The following is a 17,851-nucleotide window of genomic DNA, read 5'->3' as shown; positions in this document are numbered from 1 at the left end:
AAATAAGTTTTTGATAAAAATCTGGCTATTCTGCAGCGAGGCGCGGTTGCAGACGGCCTTTGAGGAAATAGAGGACGCACCGTTCGTCTTGCGTCAGGCCGCTGTCGTCCAGTTGGTCATCTATGACGGTTTCGATCTGCGCGATCAGGTCGCCGTCGAGATAGGCGTTCAGAATTTCCGGGTGAACATAGCATTTGCGGCAAACGCTCGGTGTGTTGCCAAGCCGCTTGGAGACTGTCTCGATCGCGGCGACAACATTCTTCTTCGCCTGGGTTTGCGTATCGTAGGCATCAAGTCCCTTCAGGGCCATTGCCGCGAGGACCGTGCCCGTCCAGGTGCGGAAGTCCTTGGCCGTGAAGGGTTGGCCACTGATCTCACGCAAATAAGCATTGACGTCGCCCGAAGAGACGTCGCGCACCCGTCCCTCTTCGTCGACATATTTGAACAGCTCCTGGCCTTCGATGTCGGCGCAAGCCGTCACGACCCGGGCAATGCGCCGGTCGCTGAGCTTGAGATTCCACTCCTTGCCGGACTTGCCCTTGAAGCGGAAACGCAGGGTCGAGCCGCTCACCTCGACGTGTTCGTCCTTCAAAGTCGTCAAGCCGTAGGACTGGTTCTTGCGGGCATATTCGTCATTTCCGACACGGATGAGGGTCTTCTCCAGAAGCGCCACGACGGTCGCCAGCACCTTTTCGCGGCTTAAACCCCGCTGCGCCATATGCTGGTTGACCGTCGCACGAATCGTCGGCAGAGCCTCGCCGAAGGCCAGGATATGGGTGAACTTTGTCGCGTCGCGGGCCGCCCGCCACTCAGGATGATAACGGTATTGCTTGCGGCCCTTGGCGTCGAGCGCCGTCGCCTGGATGTGACCGTTCTTCATCGGACAAATCCAGACATTACGATAGGCTGGCGGGATAGCCAGCTTGCGGATGCGGATAATCTCGGCATCGTCGCGGATACGCTCACCGGTCGAGTCGTAATAGACGAAAGACTTGCCGAAGCGCCGGCGGGTATAGCCCGGCCGGGTATCCGAGACATAGCGCAGCCCCTGTTCGCGGGCCTGCTGACGGTAATCGTGGCTGTCGAAACTGATGACGTTCATGGCAAAGAGGCTAAGGCGCAAACCCATCGCAAGACGATGAGGAAGACCGGGAGCCACTGTAAAAAATCCGTGACGTGTTTGATGGTCGCGCTTCCTGTCCAAAAACCGTTGTACACTTTTTGGGAAGCGCTTGGTTTGCCGGTCGCGCTTCCTGTCCCAAAACCGTTGTACACTTTTTGGGAAGCGCTTATCGCCATCTACGAAGTTCTTCGTTGACACGTTACGAAGCCCTTCGTATAAGTATCCTATGACATCATCTTCTTCCATTGCCGACGCACCCCTCAAAAAGCCGACCGAGGCTGAGCTGGAAATCCTGCGCGTTTTGTGGGCCAAGGGCTCGGCGACCGTGCGTGACATCCACGACGTCCTCAGTGACACCCGGTCCACGGGCTATACGACCGTGCTCAAGACACTGCAGATCATGACTGAAAAGGGCCTGGTCGCACGCGAGGAGGCCGGCAAGGCACACATCTATTCGCCAGCCATGCGCGAAGCCGACATGCAGACGCAACTGCTGAAGGATCTGAGCGAAAAACTATTCTCCGGCTCACCGGCACTTCTGGCCATGCACGCCCTGTCGCTGCAGCCAGCCAGCGAGGATGAGTTGGAACAAATCCGCGCGCTGATCGCCGCAAAATCTAAATAACTCAATACGGTCAAGAGAGGCTGACCATGGTTGAACAGGTTCAAATACTCTTCCAGGCGCTGGGCCTGACCCTGCTGCATTTTTGCTGGCAGGGCGCCATTATCGCCGTCGCCGCGAAGCTGGTCTCCTCGGCCCTGCCTGCCTTACGCCCCCGCGCGCAATACGCCATCAGCCTTTTCGCCATGCTGGCCATGGCGGCGGCTGCCGTCGCGACCTTCGCCTGGGAGCAGGTGCGTCTTGGCAAGGGTGACGCAGCGTTCGGCCCGGAAGCCGCTACCATTGGCGCCGTCATTATTCCGCAGGGCATCGAGCCGATGAGTCTCCTGCCATGGCTGGACGCCGTGTGGGCTGCCGGCGTGCTGGCCCTCGCCCTGCGCACCCTAAATGGCCTGTGGGCCATCCATCGCCTGAAAGCCAATGCCCAGCCGGTACCCGAAGCCCTGGCTGCCCGCTTTGCGCGCGCCGCACTCATACTCGGCCTCAGCAATGTCCATATCCGCATGCATGCCGGGATCGACAGCCCCTTTGTCGTCGGCGTCTTCCGTTCCGTCGTCTACCTGCCGGTGTCGGCCGTCATGACGCTGTCGCCAGATCAGATCGACGCCGTCCTGGCCCACGAACTCGAGCACATCCGCCGCGCCGATTTCGCCTGGAACCTGCTGCAGACCGTTCTCGAGACATTGTTCTTCTATCACCCCGCCGTCTGGTGGCTGGGCCGCAGCCTGCGCGAACAGCGCGAACTGGCCTGCGATGACGCCGCCGTGCGGACCTGCAGCGATCCGCTGACCTACGCTACCGCCCTGCTTCGTCTCGAAGAACAGCGCCGCGCAACGCCCCATCTCGCCGTCGCCCTGAATGGTGATGGCTCAGGCCCTACCCTTCTGTCCCGCGTCCGCCGAATCCTGGGCGATACGCCGAAAGGAACCCAAGCCATGTCCCCGCGTAAAGTCTCGCGCCCGGCTTTGCTGGCCGCCCCTGTGGTCCTGATCACCCTGGCTACCCTAGCCGTGCCAGCCGCACAGGTCGTGGCCGGAACCGATGGTGGTCTCGCCAAGATCTGCAATATCAAGTCGCTCGAATCGGTTACGGGTTCGTCCGGCCTGGCCGGCAGCCTTGCTGCCAACGATGCCGAGATCGCCGGCCCCGAAATGCCCGCCGCCGAAGCCGGCGCCGCCGATGTCGAGCCCCAGGATTTCTGGTCGGGCCTGATCACGCCCCAAAAGGACGAAGGCAACGGCGAGCGCGATTCGACCTGGACCTGGGTTGCCGACCTGGACCCTCACGTCGATCACGAGGCAATCGCCCGCGCCCAGGCCGAAGGACTGGCCGAGGCCGCCGAGGCGGTGCGCCATGAGGCCGAGCAGATGAAGGCGACGGATCCCGTTCGCGCCAGGCAGATGCGCGAGACCGCCGATCGTCTGGCCACCCAGTCCCGAACCGCCCAGGACAATGCCGCCATCAATGCACGCCACGTTGAAGCCATGGCTTACAACGCAGAGGTCATGGCGCATAACGCCGCAGTGCAGGCGATCGATGTCAAGGCTATACAGAAAAGCGCCGAACGCGAGGCTCGTAAGGCCGAAATGATCGCCCGGAAAGTCGAGATGAAAATCCGCAAGGACGAGATGAAATTCCGCAAGGGCGAGTTTGCCCAGGAATGGAACGTTCCGGAACCGCCCGAACCACCTGTGGTTCCTGCTGTACCAGCCATGGCCGCACCTCCCGCCCCCGCGGCGCCACCAGCGCTGACAGCACCGCCTGTCCCCCCGGCGCCGCCCGCGCCTCTCGCCAAGCCTCTGGCGGTTATGTCAAGTCCACTGAACGTCAAGGTCAGAGTTATCACTCTTCCGAACGGCAAATTCGCGGTGGATATTGAAGATACCGGTCGCAAGGCCAATGCTGTCCCATCCGCGACGCTCAACGCCATGCCGGCCGCAAGCCCCATGCCATTACCCGCACCCAATCCCAAAACGGACGTCGTCGTTAGCGTCCAGACCAGGATAAGGGCCGGCTAATATGCCAACGCGATAGCAGATCGAAAGGCGGCTTCCTGAGGAAGCCGCCTTTTCTTATCCCTTGAGCGGCGCGGTCGATTCCCGCTTGATCAGTTCATGCGGAATGATGTGACGCGCCTGAATATCAGATTCCCGCACGGCATCTCCGGCCGCATTGAGGATTTGCAAGGTACGCCGCGCCATGTCGAGATAGGGCTGGCGAACCGTCGTCAGCGCCGGCCAGATGGCCGAGGCAATCGGCGCATCGTCGAAACCAATGACGGACAGGTCCTCGGGGATGCGCAGGCCCATCCTGTGCGCCACCGAACAGGTTGCCGCCGCCATTTCATCGTTCGAGACGAAGATGGCCGTCGGACGGTCCGGCAGGCTCAGCAGCTGTTCCGCCGCGGCAATGCCGGTCTTGAACGTGAACATGCCCTCGGCGAAGTACGCCTTGGGCGGACGCGGGCGCCCCGAAGCATCGAACGCTTCGTAAAACCCCTGCCGGCGCAACAGCGCCGCGGCGTGATCCGGGTGACCGGCGATATGCGCGATTTTCGTGTGCCCGAGCGACAGCAGATAATCCGTGATATCGCGCGCCGCCACCCGGTCGTCCATGGCTACGGACGGATAGTGGCTGTCGGGCGTCGTTGGTGAGATCAGCACGCAATGAATGTTGCGCGCCTTTAACAGCGCTTTCAACGGTCCAAAGTCGCACAGCGGCGGCAATAAGACGATAGAGCGAATCTGGGCGTCGGTAATAAAGCGGTCGACGTCGGCCAGATAGTCTGCCTGCTCGTGTTCAAACAGCTCCATGGCGAGATAGTTGCCGGTCTCCATCGACGCCATCAACATGGCGTGGTGGAAGCGGCCCTGATAGCCGCTGGCCGGGTCTTCGAGCAGCATGCCAACAGAGGTCTTGGTCTTGCCCAGACGCAAGGAACGCGCCTGGTTGTTGGGTCGATACTCGAGCTTGCTCATGGCTTCGAGCACGCGCTCACGCGTATTGTCCTTGACGGCCCGGTCCTCATTCAGGACACGCGACACCGTCTTTGCCGAAACCCCAGCCAACTCGGCCACATCATAAATGGTCGACATAATGTACGTTCAATACCCCTGGGCGGCGCGATGCCGAACAACTCATAACGTGGTTGCGCTAACATGCCAATGGCCTCAATGCGCGGCCATCATCGCGTGCATTTTATAGACACGACCTCATCTGATGCAAGCTTGCAACATGGTGACAGACAAAGCTGAACGATTCATATGTTTCAAATGACATCGATGACATTTTTCTTGACATTTTTCGGCTGCGTCGCCATCGGTGCCATTGCCGGTTTTGTCGTTTAACCGAGCATAACAGCAAAAATAGCAGGTTATGTTCCCATTAATGCCTTAAGCGTCCGTGTCATAATTTATGACATCGATGACTTATATTTTGTCCATATGGGACATTGCGCTGGGACTCGAGGCAATAACGGCATCAGTACGCGTACACCGACATAGAGCGGTGACTCATAAGCAATAACTCGGACAAGGATTAGGGACGGATTACACATGTCATCACACCTGAATGGTAAGAAGGCTTTAAAGCTGGCTTTCAGCACATTGCTGTGCTCGGGCGTTTCGATGCTCGCGCTGTCTTCGGGCGCGGTCGCCCAGGACACGGCTGCTGCCGCAACGGCGGAAGACCAGGTCGTCATCGTCAAGGGCGTGCGCGGCTCGCAGCTGCGCGCGGTCGACATCAAGAAGCGGGCAATCGCCCAGGTCGACGGCATCTCGGCCGAAGATATCGGCAAGCTGCCGGACACCACCATCGCTGACTCGCTGCAACGCGTTCCCGGCATCCAGATCATTCGCGAAGCCGGTGAAGGCGCGCGCGTCAACATCCGCGGCCTGGCCCAGACCATGACGCTGATGAACGGCGAACAATACCTGTCTGCCGGCAATATCGGCACCGCCCAGGCCAACTTCCTCGACGTGCCGTCGCAGCTGATGAGCGGCGTCGTCGTCTACAAGTCCGTCGATCCGCGCACGCCGCTGGCCGGTATCTCCGGCACGATCGACCTGCAGACCCGCCGCCCCTTCCAGCTGTCGCAGGGCCTGACCCTCACGGGTGCCGCCGAAGCGTCGCGCGGCGACTACACCAAGGAAAACGACTACATGGTCAACGCGCTGGCTTCGTGGCGCAATGACCGTGTCGGCATCCTGGCCAGCGTCGCCGTCGGCGATACGACCAACGGCAACAACTATGCCGGTTCCGGCGGCGGCGTCTTCTCCCAGAACGACTGGGGCGCAGGTCAGCCGCAGAACTACATCGCGCCGCACGGCTTCGAAGTTTACAACCGCGCCATCCAGCGCAAGCGCACCGGCGCCAACCTGTCCTTCCAGGCCAAGCTGGATGACGGCTGGACCCTGACCGGCGACGTGTTCTACTCCAAGCTGGAAGAACACAATCGCGCCATGGGTCTGAACATCTCCAATCGCTGGGACGGCGGCGCGTTCGCCACCTGGGCAACCCCGACGGCGCACACCGACACCGGTCTGACGGACTCCAACGGCACGCCATGGTGGAACGTGTCGCAGTACGACATCAACGCTCAATGGCTGAACTCGTTCACGGTCAACCGCACCAACAATTCGGAATCGACGAACTATAATCTCGAGCTGAAGTACGATAACGGCGGCAAGTTCACCGCCGAGACCCGTTTCATCAGTGCTCGCACCAGCCGCCTCAGCATGAACGGCCAGGTTCAGGGCGACCTGTCGAACTGGCGTTACGACGCGGCGGCGCCTGGTGAATTCACCCTGTTCCGCAACGGCGACGACCGCACGCGCGGCACCTTCTACCCGTCGGACATCTGCGCCGGCTATCCGACGTCGCAGCGCACCAACGCCGTCGTCGGCTCACAGGGTGGCTGCTATCTCGATCCGAACCCGCAGGGCTACAACTCCAACCCGCTGCTGCATGTCGACTTCAGCGGCGAGTCGCCGGTCTTCTCCGGCTTCGGCAATGTCATGGCCCGCACAGGCGGACTCGGCGCCGGCAAGACGACCGCCGACTACATGGCCAACCTGAACTCCTACCGCGTCGCCGCCTTCTCGTCGGAAGGCAATAACGATGCTTCCTCGACGCTGAACGTGGCGCGTTTCGATGGTCACTATCGCTTTGAGGAAAAGGCGCTGGGCCTGTTCACCAAGGTCGATGCCGGCGTCCGCGTCAGCCAGCGCACGACCGACATCGAGCAGTTCCACCTGTTCTCGTCCTTCTACGCCGGCAAGGGCGTCCAGGCCAACGGACAGCCCGTTCCCGCGTCGGGCTGTCTGGCCCAGTGGAAGGCCATCGACGTCGTGATGGACCAGGGCCAGTGCTCCGCCGGCGAAATGGTGCCGTCGGCCGCCAACCCGGCCGTCATGGTGTTCCAGGGCTATACCGTCAATCGTCCGACTGCGCTCGACAAGTACAACAATGTTGTCTTCGTCGAAGGCCTGGGTGGCGACGTAGCTTCGGGCATTCCGGGCTTCTGGGCCGTCGATGCCAAGGACTTCGACAATGTCGAGGACTTCCACAAGCAGGTCTTCGGTGGCGCCACGCGCATCACCGTTCCGGGCCAAACCTACGAAGTCGACATGTACGAAAACAATGTCTACGCGTCGGGCGAGTTCGAAACCGGCATCTTCTCCGGCAATGTCGGCGTTCGCGTCATCCAGACCGAGCTTAACGTCAAGCAGAACGTTACGGGCGACACCCTGGCCTATGGCGACACCTCGGCTGACACCGGCGACACGGTCACCAACCGCAAGTACACCGATGTCCTGCCGTCGCTGAACATAAATGCCGACGTCACCGACCAGTTCAAGGTCCGCTTCGGTTACGCCAAGACCATGCAACCGCTGGATCTCGGCAACTACGGCGGCTCAATCAAGGTCAACACCAACGACGATCCGGGCCACGTCCCGCCGCGCCGCGTTGTGACCTCGGCCGACTCGAACGGCAACCCGGGCCTGAACCCGTGGCGCGCCTCGAACATGAACCTGTCGGCGGAATATTATCTCGGCCGCGCCACCATGATCAGCGCCGCCATCTTCGACATGCAGATCGACAGCTACGTCGTTCGTGGCCAGGTCCAGTCAACACCGGGCCAGTTCGTGAACTCCGATGGTTCGCCAGCTGGCGCTGTCAATATCTCGCTACCGCTGCAAGGTGACGGCGGCAAGGTCCAGGGCCTGGAACTGGCCGGCAAGGTTGCGTTCGCCGACTTCATGGACGGAAGCTTCCTGTCGAACTTCGGCATCGACGCCAACTACACCTATTCGCCGAGCGAGCTCAGCGACACGGGTCTGGATGGTGAAAAGCTGCCGTTCTACGATAACTCCGAGCATCAGGTGAACCTGATCGGCTGGTATCAGGACGACAAGCTGCAGATCCGCGCCGCCTACAACTATCGCTCGGAACGTCTGGCCAGCGTGGCCAACCTGGTCGACACGTCGCGGGTCCCGATCTATGCGGAGCCGACGACCTTCATCGACCTGAATGCCACCTACAACATCAGCGACCGTGTGTCGGTGTACTTCAACGGCTCGAACGTTACCGGCGAGATCGAGACGTACAAGTACCACTTCGGCGACTCCGAACAGTACGCCTATCAGTACCAGTTCGAGCCGCGCTACACGATCGGCGTCCGCGCCAAGTGGTAAGCTGAATGTGCGGGGTGCGTCCGACGCATCCCGCACAAGATATTTGCGTGAAGCCGGCGGAGACCGGTGCGCATCCCGGTCACATATCCGCATGCGAACATGACTCCCTGGGTGTGTGCGTACCGGATATGTGATGCAGGAACATGTTGGGCGTAGTTCTTCCGTCCATTGGTTTCTGTCTTCCCCAACTGACAGGTCCCGGCACCCTGACTCCGTGCCGTGGACGTGATTTCCCTCCCGTGCAAACTGGCTTAAGACTTTTGCACGGGAGCTTTTTTTCTCACGGCGCTCTTAAAGAAGAGCGCAGCAACAATAGCTTTGGCGGCTCGCACATCGGACGGTGCGGTGCAAGGCTTGGGGAGTGCGATGAAAAACGTCGAAGGCGGCAAACGCCTGTCTCGTATTGTCATTCTGGGCGGGGGAACCGCCGGCTGGATGACCGCAGCCTCTCTGATCAACCATTACCGCAACAGCCCAATCGAAATTACCCTGATCGAATCCCTGGCCATCGGCACCATCGGCGTCGGCGAAGCCACAATCCCGACACTGCGCCGCTTCTATGCGGCTCTGGGCATGACCGACTACGGCGTCATTGCCGCTACCCACGCCTCGTGCAAACTCGGCATCCGCTTCAATGGCTGGAAGCACGACGGCGCAAGTTTCATCCATCCGTTCGGCGCCTTTGGTCACGACCTCAGTGGTGTCGGATTTCACCACTTCTGGAACCAGTATCGCGACGAGTTCGACCTGAAGGACATCGACGACTACGCCATGGGCGCGGCCCTGGCCAAGGCCGGCAAGTTCGCCCTGCCCTCGCCGACCCAGGACGCCTACACCCAGTTCGACTGGGCGCTGCACTTCGACGCTGGTCTGTTTGCCGCCCATATGCGGGACTTCGCCAAGGCGCGCGGTATTCGCCACATCGACGCCGTACTGAAGGATGTCGCGCTCGATCCGGACAGCGGCCACATCACGGCGCTCAATCTTGATAACGGCCAGGCGGTCAGCGGCGATCTGTTCATCGACTGCTCGGGCTTTCAGGCACTGCTGATCGGCAAGGCTTTAGGCGTCGGCTATGAGGATTACGGCCAGTGGCTGTTCTGCGACAGCGCCGTCGCCCAGCAGAGCGAGCCCGTCAACGTGCCCAACAGCTATACCGATGTAACGGCTCGCCCCGCCGGATGGCAGTGGCACATTCCTTTGCAGCACAGGTCCGGCAATGGCCATGTCTATGCGTCGGCGCACATGTCAGACGACGCAGCCATCGGCATCCTGGCCGACAGTCTGCCGGGCAAGGCCGTCACGGAGCCACGCGTCATCCGCTTCCGCCCCGGCCGCCGGCTGAAGGCCTGGGACAAGAACTGCGTCGCCATCGGCCTCAGTTCCGGCTTCCTGGAGCCTTTGGAATCGACCTCGATCGCGCTTATCCAGACCGGCATCGAGCGCATCCAGATGCTGCTGCCGATCGACGGCTTCGATGAGATGCTGGTTGACGAGCACAATGACATGGCCAAGCGCGAAATGGAGCGCACCCGCGACTTCATCATCCTGCACTACAAGCTCAACCAGCGCGGCGATACGGACTTCTGGAAGCAGGCGGCGAGTATGGACCTGCCCGACACGCTCCAACGCAAGATCGACCTATATCAGAGCCGCGGCCATTTCGTCCGCTATCGTTGGGAGATGTTCCATCCGGCATCGTGGCTGGCCATCTATGCCGGCTTCGATGTCTGGCCGGACAGCGTCGATCCGGCTGTCGCTCAGCTTTCACCCGCCGAAGTCCAGGCCAGGGTTGCGCACATGCGCCGGGAAATCGACGCGACGGTAAAGGCCGCGCCGCCGCACAGCGCTTTCCTCGACCACTGCAATCGCCTTTCGGGAGGACATCGTGTCTCCGCTTAAAGAGTCCGTCATGAAAGACCCCAATGAAATCCGCGACGTCGTCATTTGCGGTGGCGGCACGGCCGGCTGGATGGCGGCGGCGCTGTTCGCCGTCCACATGCCCGGTGCCCGCGTCCGGCTGATCGAATCGGAAGAGATCGGCACGATCGGCGTCGGTGAATCCACCATCCCGCCTTTCCTGGGCTTGATCGCTAATCTCGGCATCAACGAGCAAGACTTCATCCAGAAGACGCAAGCCAGCTTCAAGCTCGGCATTTGCTTCGAGAACTGGCTAACCAAGAGCCACAGCTATTTCCACCCGTTCGGCCAGATCGGCGCAGCCATCGAAGGTAACGACTTCTATCACTGCTGGCTTAAGGCCAAGCTCGAGGGCCACGACAGCGAATTGCAGGATTTCGCTCCCGCTTCCGTCATGGCGGCCGAGGGCCGGTTCATGTTGCCGCAAAAGGCGGCGCGCACACCAATCGCCTCGGCCAACTACGCCCTGCACGTCGATGCCAGGCTGGTCGCCCAGTATCTGCGCGGCCATGCCGAAAAGTTCGGCACCGTCCGTACCGAAGGCCTGATCGAAACGGTCAACCAGGCGCCCAATGGCAATGTCCGCTCGCTGGTGCTCAAGTCCGGAGAAGAAATCAGCGGCGACCTGTTCGTCGACTGCACTGGCTTCCGGGCACTCCTGATCGGTAAGACGCTTGGGGTCGAATACGAGAGCTGGGCCGATCAGCTTCTGTGCAATCGCGCCGTCGTCTGCCAGACCGAAAACGTCGGTGAGCCCGCCCCCTATACTCTGGCACAGGCGCAGGACTATGGCTGGCGCTGGCGCATCCCTTTGCAACACCGGTCGGGCAACGGCTACGTCTTCTGCAAGGACTATATTTCTGACGACCAAGCGACCGCCACCTTGCTGAGCCAGGTCGACGGCAAGGTCTTGGCTGGTCCGATGATCGTCCCGTTCACGACCGGCATCCGCAAGCAGGTCTGGTCGAAGAACGTCCTGTCACTGGGCCTGGCTTCGGGCTTTATCGAACCACTGGAATCGACCGCCATCCACCTCGTCTACCGGACGCTCGACTTCTTCTTCCGCTACTTCCCGGACAAATCGTTCAATCCGGCACTTCAGGCCGATTTCAACCGCCGCATCTACAACGACTACGAAGAGATCAAGGACTTCATCATCCTGCATTATTGCGTCACGCAGCGCGACGACACCGAATTCTGGCGGCGCGTCAAGTCGGACCCTATCCCCGCTTCGTTGCGCGCCAAGCTCGACGTTTTCCGGGCCTCGGGCGCCTTACGCGAAACCGGTCCGGAAGAGCTGTTCCGACAACCGTCGTGGTACTCCGTCTTGGAAGGCATGGCAGTCAAGCCCTACCGCTACAGTTTCCTGACCGACCGGCTGGATAGTGCACAATTGCATCCTTTGCTAAACGAAGTGAAGCCGCAGTTGCAGAGTTTTGTGCAAACCTTGCCAGCGTTGTCAGACTTCCTTAAAACCTATTGTCCAGCCCATCCCACGGCATTACGAAAAAACACGCTCGCCGCCGAATAAACCTGAATAAAAGAGACGGAAACTCCTGCATGACATTGAACAAATTTGCTCTTTTGAGCGCCTCAGCCCTGATTGCCCTGGCGCCTATGGCTGCCTCGGCTCAGACCAACACGACCAATAATGCGCCCAAGGCCGCGGCCACGCCGACCGATGCGCCGGCTGACCGCCCGTGGATGAACAAGGCCCTGAGCGCCGAACAGCGCGCCGACCTCATCCTCAAGGAAATGACCCTGACCGAAAAGCTGCAGCTGACCTTCGGCTACTTCTCGACCAAGGCGCCGTGGCAGATCGGTAAGATCAAGAACTTCGTCGTGCCCGAAGAAGGCCTGCCTTTCTCGGCCGGCTTTGTCCCGGGCGTGCCGCGCCTGGGCATCCCTAACCAGTGGCAGACCGACGCCGGCGTCGGCGTCGCGACCCAGACCGTGCCCGCCTCCGACAAGTCCGCCGACCTGCCGCGTGGCCGTACGGCCCTGCCATCGGGCATTGCCACGGCCGCGACCTGGAACCCGGACGTCGCCTTTGCTGGCGGCGCAATGATCGGCCGCGAAGCCTACCTTTCGGGCTTCAATGTCCAGCTGGCCGGCGGCATGAACCTGCTGCGCGAAGCCCGCAACGGCCGCAACTTCGAATATGGCGGCGAAGACCCGCTTCTGTCGGGTGTTATCACCGGCAAGGAGATGGCCGGCATCCAGTCGAACAACGTCATCACGACCATGAAGCACTACGCTTTCAACGGTCAGGAGACCAACCGTTTCAACATGGACCACCAGATCACGGACAAGGCCGCGCGCGAAAGCGACCTGCTGGCCTTCCAGATCGCCTATGAAGTCGGCAAGCCGGCCTCGGTCATGTGCGCCTATAACCGCGTCAACGGCTTCTATGCCTGCGAAAACGACTGGCTGCTCAACCAGGTCCTGAAGACCGACTGGGGCTTCAAGGGCTACGTCATGTCGGACTGGGGCGCGACCCATTCGACCATCCCGGCCGCCAACCAGGGCCTGGACCAGCAATCGGGCTGGGCATTCGATCGCTCGAACTATTTCGAGGGTGCGCTGCGCGAAGCCGTCAACAACGGCTACGTCTCGCAAGAGCGCGCCAATGACATGGCCCGCCGCATCCTGTGGGCCATGTTCGAAACCGGCCTGTTCGACAACCCGGTCAAGGGCGACCAGGGATCAAGCATCGACCTCAAGGCGCACGCCGCGATTACCCAGGCCGATGCCGAAGAAGCGATCGTTCTGCTCAAGAACACGCCAGGCCTCCTGCCGCTCAGCAAGACGGCCAAGTCGATCCTGATCGTCGGCGCTCACGCCGATGTCGGCGTTCTGTCGGGCGGCGGCTCCAGCCAGGTTTATCCCGTCGGCGGCTCGCCCGTCGCCGACGAATTCGGCAAGGGGTTCCCCGGCCCGAAGGTCTGGTATCCGTCATCACCGATGAAGGGCATCCAGGCCCGCAGCTCGGCCACCGTCACCTATCTCGACGGCAAGGACCTGAAGGCGACGGCAGCGGCGGCCAGGAAGGCCGATATCGTGCTGGTCTTTGCGGAGCAGTGGACGGGTGAGTCGATCGACGCGCCGGACCTGAACCTGCCGGACAACCAGGACAGGCTTATCGACACGGTCGCCGGCGCCAACAAGAAGACGGTCGTCGTCCTGCAGACCGGCGGACCGGTCGTCATGCCCTGGTTGTCGAAGGTCGGCGCTGTGTTAGAAGCCTGGTATCCCGGCACGGCCGGCGGCGAAGCCATCGCTCGCGTCCTGACCGGCGAAGTCAATCCGTCGGGCCACCTGCCGGCGACATTCCCGGCCTCGCTGGCCCAGACGCCGCGCCCGGTCCTGGAAGGCGATCCGAAGCTCGACAGCGACTCGCACCCGATGAGCAACTACAACATCGAAGGCGCTGCCATCGGCTACAAGTGGTTCGACAAGAAGGGCCTGAAGCCCCTTTTCGCCTTCGGCCACGGCCTGAGCTACACGACCTTTGCAGCTTCCAACCTGTCGGCGCAAGCCTCGGGCAAGGGCCTCAAGGTGTCGGTGCGCATCACCAATACCGGCAAGGTCGCCGGCAAGGACGCCGTTCAGGTTTATGTCTCGCCATCGGCGGATGCAGGCTGGGAAGCGCCCAAGCGCCTCGGTGCCTTCGCCAAGGTCGACCTGAAGCCCGGCGAAGCGAAAGACCTGTCACTCGACGTCGATCCGCGTCTGCTGGCGACCTATGACTCGGCATCCAAGACCTGGACGGTCAAGGCCGGTACCTACAAGGTCCTGACCGGCAACTCAGCTACCGACCTGACCCAGACGGCGACCGTCACGCTTTCCCAGCAGACGCTCAACGTTCGCGGCCAGTAAGTCGTGACATCAAGATGAAAACGCCGCCTGTTTTTCCACAGGCGGCGTTTTTATGCTTCACCTCTCCCCTCTTGAGGGGAGAGGACGAGAGCCGAGTGAAACGAAGGCGATCGGGTGAGGGGCTTTAGGCCGCTCCTAACATCCTTGTGATCACTAAAAAGCGAGCTTGCAATCTTATATGTAACCGACTTAGTTACGGCACGCTAACCGGCAGCAAAAGGATATTCAGCCATGACCAAGGTCCTCGTTCTCTACTATTCCGCCTATGGCCACATCGAGACCATGGCCAAGGCCGTCGCCGAAGGCGTGATTGAGGCCGGCGCTGAAGCCATCATCAAGCGCGTCCCCGAAACCGTCCCGGACGACATCGCCAAGGCGTCACACTACAAACTCGACCAGGAAGCCCCGATCGCCACGGTCGATGAACTGGCCGATTACGACGCCATCATCATCGGCGTTGGCACACGCTATGGCCGCATGGCGTCGCAAATGACTGCCTTCCTCGACAAGACGGGTGGCCTGTGGGCACGCGGCGCCTTGCACGGCAAGATTGGCGGCGCCTTCTCATCGACAGCTACCCAGCATGGCGGACAGGAAACGACGCTGCTGTCGATCATCACCAATATGCTCCATTATGGTATGACCATCGTCGGCCTGAACTATGGCTTCGCCGGCCAGATGAAGCTGGATGAAGTCACCGGCGGCTCGCCCTACGGCGCCACGACCATCACCGGCGGCGACGGTTCGCGCCAGCCCAGCGCGAACGAGCTGGAAGGCGCGCGCTATCAGGGTCGCCGCGTTGCTGAAGTCGCCCTCAAGGTGCATGGCTGATGGCACGTGCCACAGCCCATATCGGCACCGACGACTACGCGACGCAGATCGTCGCCGGCGGGCACAGCCTGACCAGCGACGAACCGGCCGACAACGGCGGCAAGAACGTCGGGCCCGCGCCCTACGATCTGCTGCTGGCGTCTCTAAGTGCGTGCACCGCCATTACGCTGCGCATGTACGCCGAACGCAAGGGGTGGGACCTCAAGATCGCCGACGTCGCCCTGCACTTCTATCGCATCGAGGACAAGGAGATCATCGACCGGGTCGTGACCCTGACCGGCGATCTCGATGAGGCGCAGGTCGCGCGCCTGCTTGACGTGTGCGAACGCACACCGGTCACCAAGACCCTGAAAAACGGCCTGACGATCAATACGACACGGGGCTGAATTCTAAAGTAAAAAACCTCCGGACATGCGCGTCCGGAGGTTTCTTTTTTCAGCGTAAGCTTGCTTAGCCACCCAGGAAGTCAGGCTTGCCCAGTGGCACGCCCGAGTGGCGCAGGATGGCGTAGGCCGTGGTGACGTGGAAGAAGAAGTTCGGAATGGCAAAGCCGGTCAGGTAGGCCAGGCCGGTGAATTCCATCGTCCGGCTCGGGAACTTCATCACGATCTGTCGGGACTCGGCGCCTTCGAAGCCCTTGACATCGACCGACTTGACGAAATCGATCGTCTTTTGCAGACGTTCGTGCAATTCGGCAAAGGTCGTTTCCGTATCGGCATAGCTCGGCACCTCGACGCCAGCCAGGCGGGCCGCAGCCCCCTTTGCGGTATCGCTGACAAGCTGGATCTGCTTGGCGAAGGGCAGCATGTCAAGCGCCAGGCGCGCATTGAGAACCGTCTCCTCCTTGACGCCCTTTTCGGTCGCCCAGGTCTCGGCCTTCGTCAGGATCTTCTTCAGATTGTTAAGACCGTTCAGCACGACGGGCACTGTGGCCGCGTACATATTGATCTGCGCGTGTTCTAGAACCGCGGACGCCTGGGACATGGAAATCCTCTCTGTGGTCAGGTGGTTGAGCTTAGGCCGGAGTGGCGGCTCATATATAGGAGACACTGTTACGGTTATAAGTGCAGAGCCTGGGGATAAGTCTGTTCGGCCGCTTCCGTATTCTCATTTGCAACTGCCACAGGATGGACGCAATTGTCAGGCGGTATCATCACGCGAAAAATTTCAGGGGGTTCGTAAAGCCCCTCTTGAAATGTCAAACAGTAACTATTATTGTTACGAATAGAGGCGCTGCTCCCCTGCGCCGATACTGAAGCCAGATGCCAAAAGTCTGATGAGAGAGAGACCCGCCATGAATGCCATCAAATCCTTGCTTGCCGCCTCCGCCGTCGCCCTCGCCTTTGTTGGCACCGCCGCCTTTGCCGCGCCGGTCACCTACAATATCGAACCGACCCACACCTCGGTGACCTTCACCTGGAATCATGGTGGCGGCCTGTCCCGCATGAACGGCAAGTTCATGAACGCCGTCGGCACAGTCGTGCTCGACGAAGCTGCTCCGGCAACGTCCAAGGTCGACGTCTCCTTCGCCATCGATGGCATCAACACCGGCGTCGCTGCGCTCGATAACCACCTGAAGACGCCCGACTTCTTCGATGCCGCGCAGTTCCCGACCGCGACCTTCAAGAGCACCAAGGTCGACGTCACCGGCGCCAAGACCGCCAAGGTCACCGGCGACCTGACCCTGCACGGCGTCACCAAGCCGGTCACGCTCGACGTCACGCTCAACAAGATCACCGACGACAAGAAGAAGGCCGGCTTCAATGCCAAGGGTACGATCAAGCGCAGCGAATTCGGTATCTCGCGCTTCGTTCCCGCAGTCAGCGATGAGATCGACCTGGAAATCTCTTCCGAACTGAACCTGCCGAAGTAGAATTGCATACCAGGGGGCGGGTTACACCGCCCCCAAATCATTTGTGTGAGGAACAACCATGTCACGGATGCCTGTCGTCTATATTCCACATGGTGGCGGTCCGTGCTTCTTCATGGACTGGAATCCGCCCCGCATGTGGGACGTCATGGGCGCCTACCTGAAACGCCTGCCGCAGGATACCGGCGCGCCCAAGGCCCTGCTGATCGTTTCTGCGCACTGGGAACAGGCCGACTTCACCGTCCAGACCAAGCCCGCACCGGGTCTGCTCTACGACTATTACGGCTTTCCCGAACACACCTATCGCCTCAACTGGCCGGCGCCGGGTGCGCCCGAACTGGCTGCGCGTGTTACCGAACTGGCAGCCGCTGCCGGCATCACAGTCAAGGCCGACCACAGCCGCGACTTCGACCACGGCGTCTTTATTCCCATGCTTATGGCGTGGCCCGATGCAGGCATTCCGACCATTCAGTTGTCCATGAAGGCGCCGCTTAATCCGGCCGAGCACATGGCTATCGGCCGGGCGCTGGCTCCGTTGCGCGACGAAGGCGTGCTCATCATCGGCAGCGGTATGAGCTTTCACAGCATCCCGCGCCTGATGGGCCGCGACCCGGCCAACAACAGCGGCCCAGCCTCGCACGCCTTCGACGCCTGGCTGCGCGATACCGTGCTGTCCGATCCGCAAGGCCTGGTCAACTGGGCCTCGGCACCCAGCGCCCATGACTGCCACCCGCGCGAAGACCATTTGATCCCGCTCATGGTCGTGGCCGGTGCGGCCGACGGCGATGAAGCCGCCGTCACCTATCACGAGGACGATCTTGGCGCGACGGGTATTGCCTTGACTGCCTTTCAATTTGGCGCCGCCAGCGCATAAGGAAAGCCAATCGCTCACATTGAGCATATGGTAAGAT

Annotated in this window: 13 protein-coding genes; 10 read left to right on the top strand and 3 right to left on the bottom strand. The window is 61.0% G+C overall.

The annotated features are described in order from the left end of the window. Positions 1–25: 25 nt before the first annotated feature. On the bottom strand, positions 26–1,102 hold the full coding sequence (locus AC1DON_RS13775; RefSeq protein WP_476935384.1) for a DNA topoisomerase IB: 1,077 nt from the start codon (positions 1,100–1,102) through the stop codon (positions 26–28). A 247-nt stretch (positions 1,103–1,349) separates the two neighbouring features. Here AC1DON_RS13775 and AC1DON_RS13770 point away from each other — a divergent pair, with 247 nt between their 5' ends. Both AC1DON_RS13770 and AC1DON_RS13765 read left to right on the top strand, forming a co-directional pair. After that, entirely contained in the window at positions 1,350–1,748 is a 399-nt protein-coding gene (locus AC1DON_RS13770) for a BlaI/MecI/CopY family transcriptional regulator (RefSeq protein ID WP_476935383.1), read from the top strand. A gap of 26 nt (positions 1,749–1,774) precedes the next feature. Beyond that, a complete protein-coding gene (locus AC1DON_RS13765) occupies positions 1,775–3,763 on the top strand; it encodes a M56 family metallopeptidase (RefSeq protein WP_476935382.1) in 1,989 nt (662 codons plus the stop codon). A gap of 54 nt (positions 3,764–3,817) precedes the next feature. Here the strand turns inward: AC1DON_RS13765 and AC1DON_RS13760 are convergent, their stop codons facing one another. Continuing rightward, the gene (locus AC1DON_RS13760; RefSeq protein ID WP_476935381.1) at positions 3,818–4,840 is read right to left on the bottom strand and encodes a LacI family DNA-binding transcriptional regulator; all 1,023 of its coding nucleotides are present in this window, start codon (positions 4,838–4,840) and stop codon (positions 3,818–3,820) included. Between the two features lie 459 nt (positions 4,841–5,299). On the opposite strand from AC1DON_RS13760, the gene AC1DON_RS13755 reads away from it, so the two are divergent. The 6 genes from AC1DON_RS13755 to AC1DON_RS13730 all read left to right on the top strand — a co-directional run bounded on the left by AC1DON_RS13755 (position 5,300) and on the right by AC1DON_RS13730 (position 15,456). Further along, on the top strand, positions 5,300–8,440 hold the full coding sequence (locus AC1DON_RS13755; protein WP_476935380.1) for a TonB-dependent receptor: 3,141 nt from the start codon (positions 5,300–5,302) through the stop codon (positions 8,438–8,440). A 366-nt stretch (positions 8,441–8,806) separates the two neighbouring features. After that, positions 8,807–10,342 carry a tryptophan halogenase family protein gene (locus AC1DON_RS13750; protein ID WP_476935379.1) on the top strand — a complete coding sequence of 512 codons (1,536 nt, stop codon included), beginning with the start codon at positions 8,807–8,809 and terminating at the stop codon, positions 10,340–10,342. Positions 10,343–10,352: 10 nt separating this feature from the next. After that, positions 10,353–11,891 (top strand): tryptophan halogenase family protein, encoded by a 1,539-nt coding sequence (locus AC1DON_RS13745; protein WP_476935378.1) that lies wholly within the window; start codon positions 10,353–10,355, stop codon positions 11,889–11,891. Positions 11,892–11,920: 29 nt separating this feature from the next. Further along, positions 11,921–14,239 (top strand): glycoside hydrolase family 3 C-terminal domain-containing protein, encoded by a 2,319-nt coding sequence (locus AC1DON_RS13740; RefSeq protein ID WP_476935377.1) that lies wholly within the window; start codon positions 11,921–11,923, stop codon positions 14,237–14,239. A 231-nt stretch (positions 14,240–14,470) separates the two neighbouring features. Continuing rightward, on the top strand, positions 14,471–15,070 hold the full coding sequence (gene wrbA / locus AC1DON_RS13735; RefSeq protein ID WP_476935376.1) for an NAD(P)H:quinone oxidoreductase: 600 nt from the start codon (positions 14,471–14,473) through the stop codon (positions 15,068–15,070). Further along, positions 15,070–15,456, top strand: coding sequence for an OsmC family protein (locus tag AC1DON_RS13730; RefSeq protein WP_476935375.1), 387 nt, complete (start codon positions 15,070–15,072; stop codon positions 15,454–15,456). The genes wrbA and AC1DON_RS13730 overlap by 1 nt, the downstream gene beginning before the upstream one ends. 64 nt (positions 15,457–15,520) lie before the next feature. On the opposite strand, the gene AC1DON_RS13725 is transcribed toward AC1DON_RS13730, so the two are convergent. Then, positions 15,521–16,054 carry a DUF1993 domain-containing protein gene (locus AC1DON_RS13725; protein WP_476935374.1) on the bottom strand — a complete coding sequence of 178 codons (534 nt, stop codon included), beginning with the start codon at positions 16,052–16,054 and terminating at the stop codon, positions 15,521–15,523. A gap of 310 nt (positions 16,055–16,364) precedes the next feature. On the opposite strand from AC1DON_RS13725, the gene AC1DON_RS13720 reads away from it, so the two are divergent. Then, positions 16,365–16,943: a YceI family protein gene (locus AC1DON_RS13720; protein WP_476935373.1), complete on the top strand. Its 579-nt coding sequence runs from the start codon at positions 16,365–16,367 to the stop codon at positions 16,941–16,943. Between the two features lie 58 nt (positions 16,944–17,001). Continuing rightward, the gene (locus AC1DON_RS13715) at positions 17,002–17,814 is read left to right on the top strand and encodes a DODA-type extradiol aromatic ring-opening family dioxygenase (protein WP_476935372.1); all 813 of its coding nucleotides are present in this window, start codon (positions 17,002–17,004) and stop codon (positions 17,812–17,814) included. Positions 17,815–17,851 lie beyond the last annotated feature (37 nt).

The sequence above is a fragment of the Asticcacaulis sp. P4_H10 genome, assembly GCF_056400965.1.
The sequence above is the reverse complement of the archived record's forward strand: the minus strand, read 5'-3'. Positions and strand labels throughout refer to the sequence as shown.

What these genes read in the sequence shown, in the direction of transcription:
- AC1DON_RS13740 (WP_476935377.1), top strand. Translation starts at nt 11,921, where the DNA reads ATGACATTGAACAAATTTGCTCTTTTGAGCGCCTCAGCCCTGATTGCC.
- AC1DON_RS13770 (WP_476935383.1), top strand. Translation starts at nt 1,350, where the DNA reads ATGACATCATCTTCTTCCATTGCCGACGCACCCCTCAAAAAGCCGACC.
- AC1DON_RS13750 (WP_476935379.1), top strand. Translation starts at nt 8,807, where the DNA reads ATGAAAAACGTCGAAGGCGGCAAACGCCTGTCTCGTATTGTCATTCTG.
- wrbA (WP_476935376.1), top strand. Translation starts at nt 14,471, where the DNA reads ATGACCAAGGTCCTCGTTCTCTACTATTCCGCCTATGGCCACATCGAG.
- AC1DON_RS13755 (WP_476935380.1), top strand. Translation starts at nt 5,300, where the DNA reads ATGTCATCACACCTGAATGGTAAGAAGGCTTTAAAGCTGGCTTTCAGC.
- AC1DON_RS13720 (WP_476935373.1), top strand. Translation starts at nt 16,365, where the DNA reads ATGAATGCCATCAAATCCTTGCTTGCCGCCTCCGCCGTCGCCCTCGCC.
- AC1DON_RS13775 (WP_476935384.1), bottom strand. Translation starts at nt 1,102, where the DNA reads ATGAACGTCATCAGTTTCGACAGCCACGATTACCGTCAGCAGGCCCGC.
- AC1DON_RS13765 (WP_476935382.1), top strand. Translation starts at nt 1,775, where the DNA reads ATGGTTGAACAGGTTCAAATACTCTTCCAGGCGCTGGGCCTGACCCTG.
- AC1DON_RS13730 (WP_476935375.1), top strand. Translation starts at nt 15,070, where the DNA reads ATGGCACGTGCCACAGCCCATATCGGCACCGACGACTACGCGACGCAG.
- AC1DON_RS13715 (WP_476935372.1), top strand. Translation starts at nt 17,002, where the DNA reads ATGTCACGGATGCCTGTCGTCTATATTCCACATGGTGGCGGTCCGTGC.
- AC1DON_RS13725 (WP_476935374.1), bottom strand. Translation starts at nt 16,054, where the DNA reads ATGTCCCAGGCGTCCGCGGTTCTAGAACACGCGCAGATCAATATGTAC.
- AC1DON_RS13745 (WP_476935378.1), top strand. Translation starts at nt 10,353, where the DNA reads ATGAAAGACCCCAATGAAATCCGCGACGTCGTCATTTGCGGTGGCGGC.
- AC1DON_RS13760 (WP_476935381.1), bottom strand. Translation starts at nt 4,840, where the DNA reads ATGTCGACCATTTATGATGTGGCCGAGTTGGCTGGGGTTTCGGCAAAG.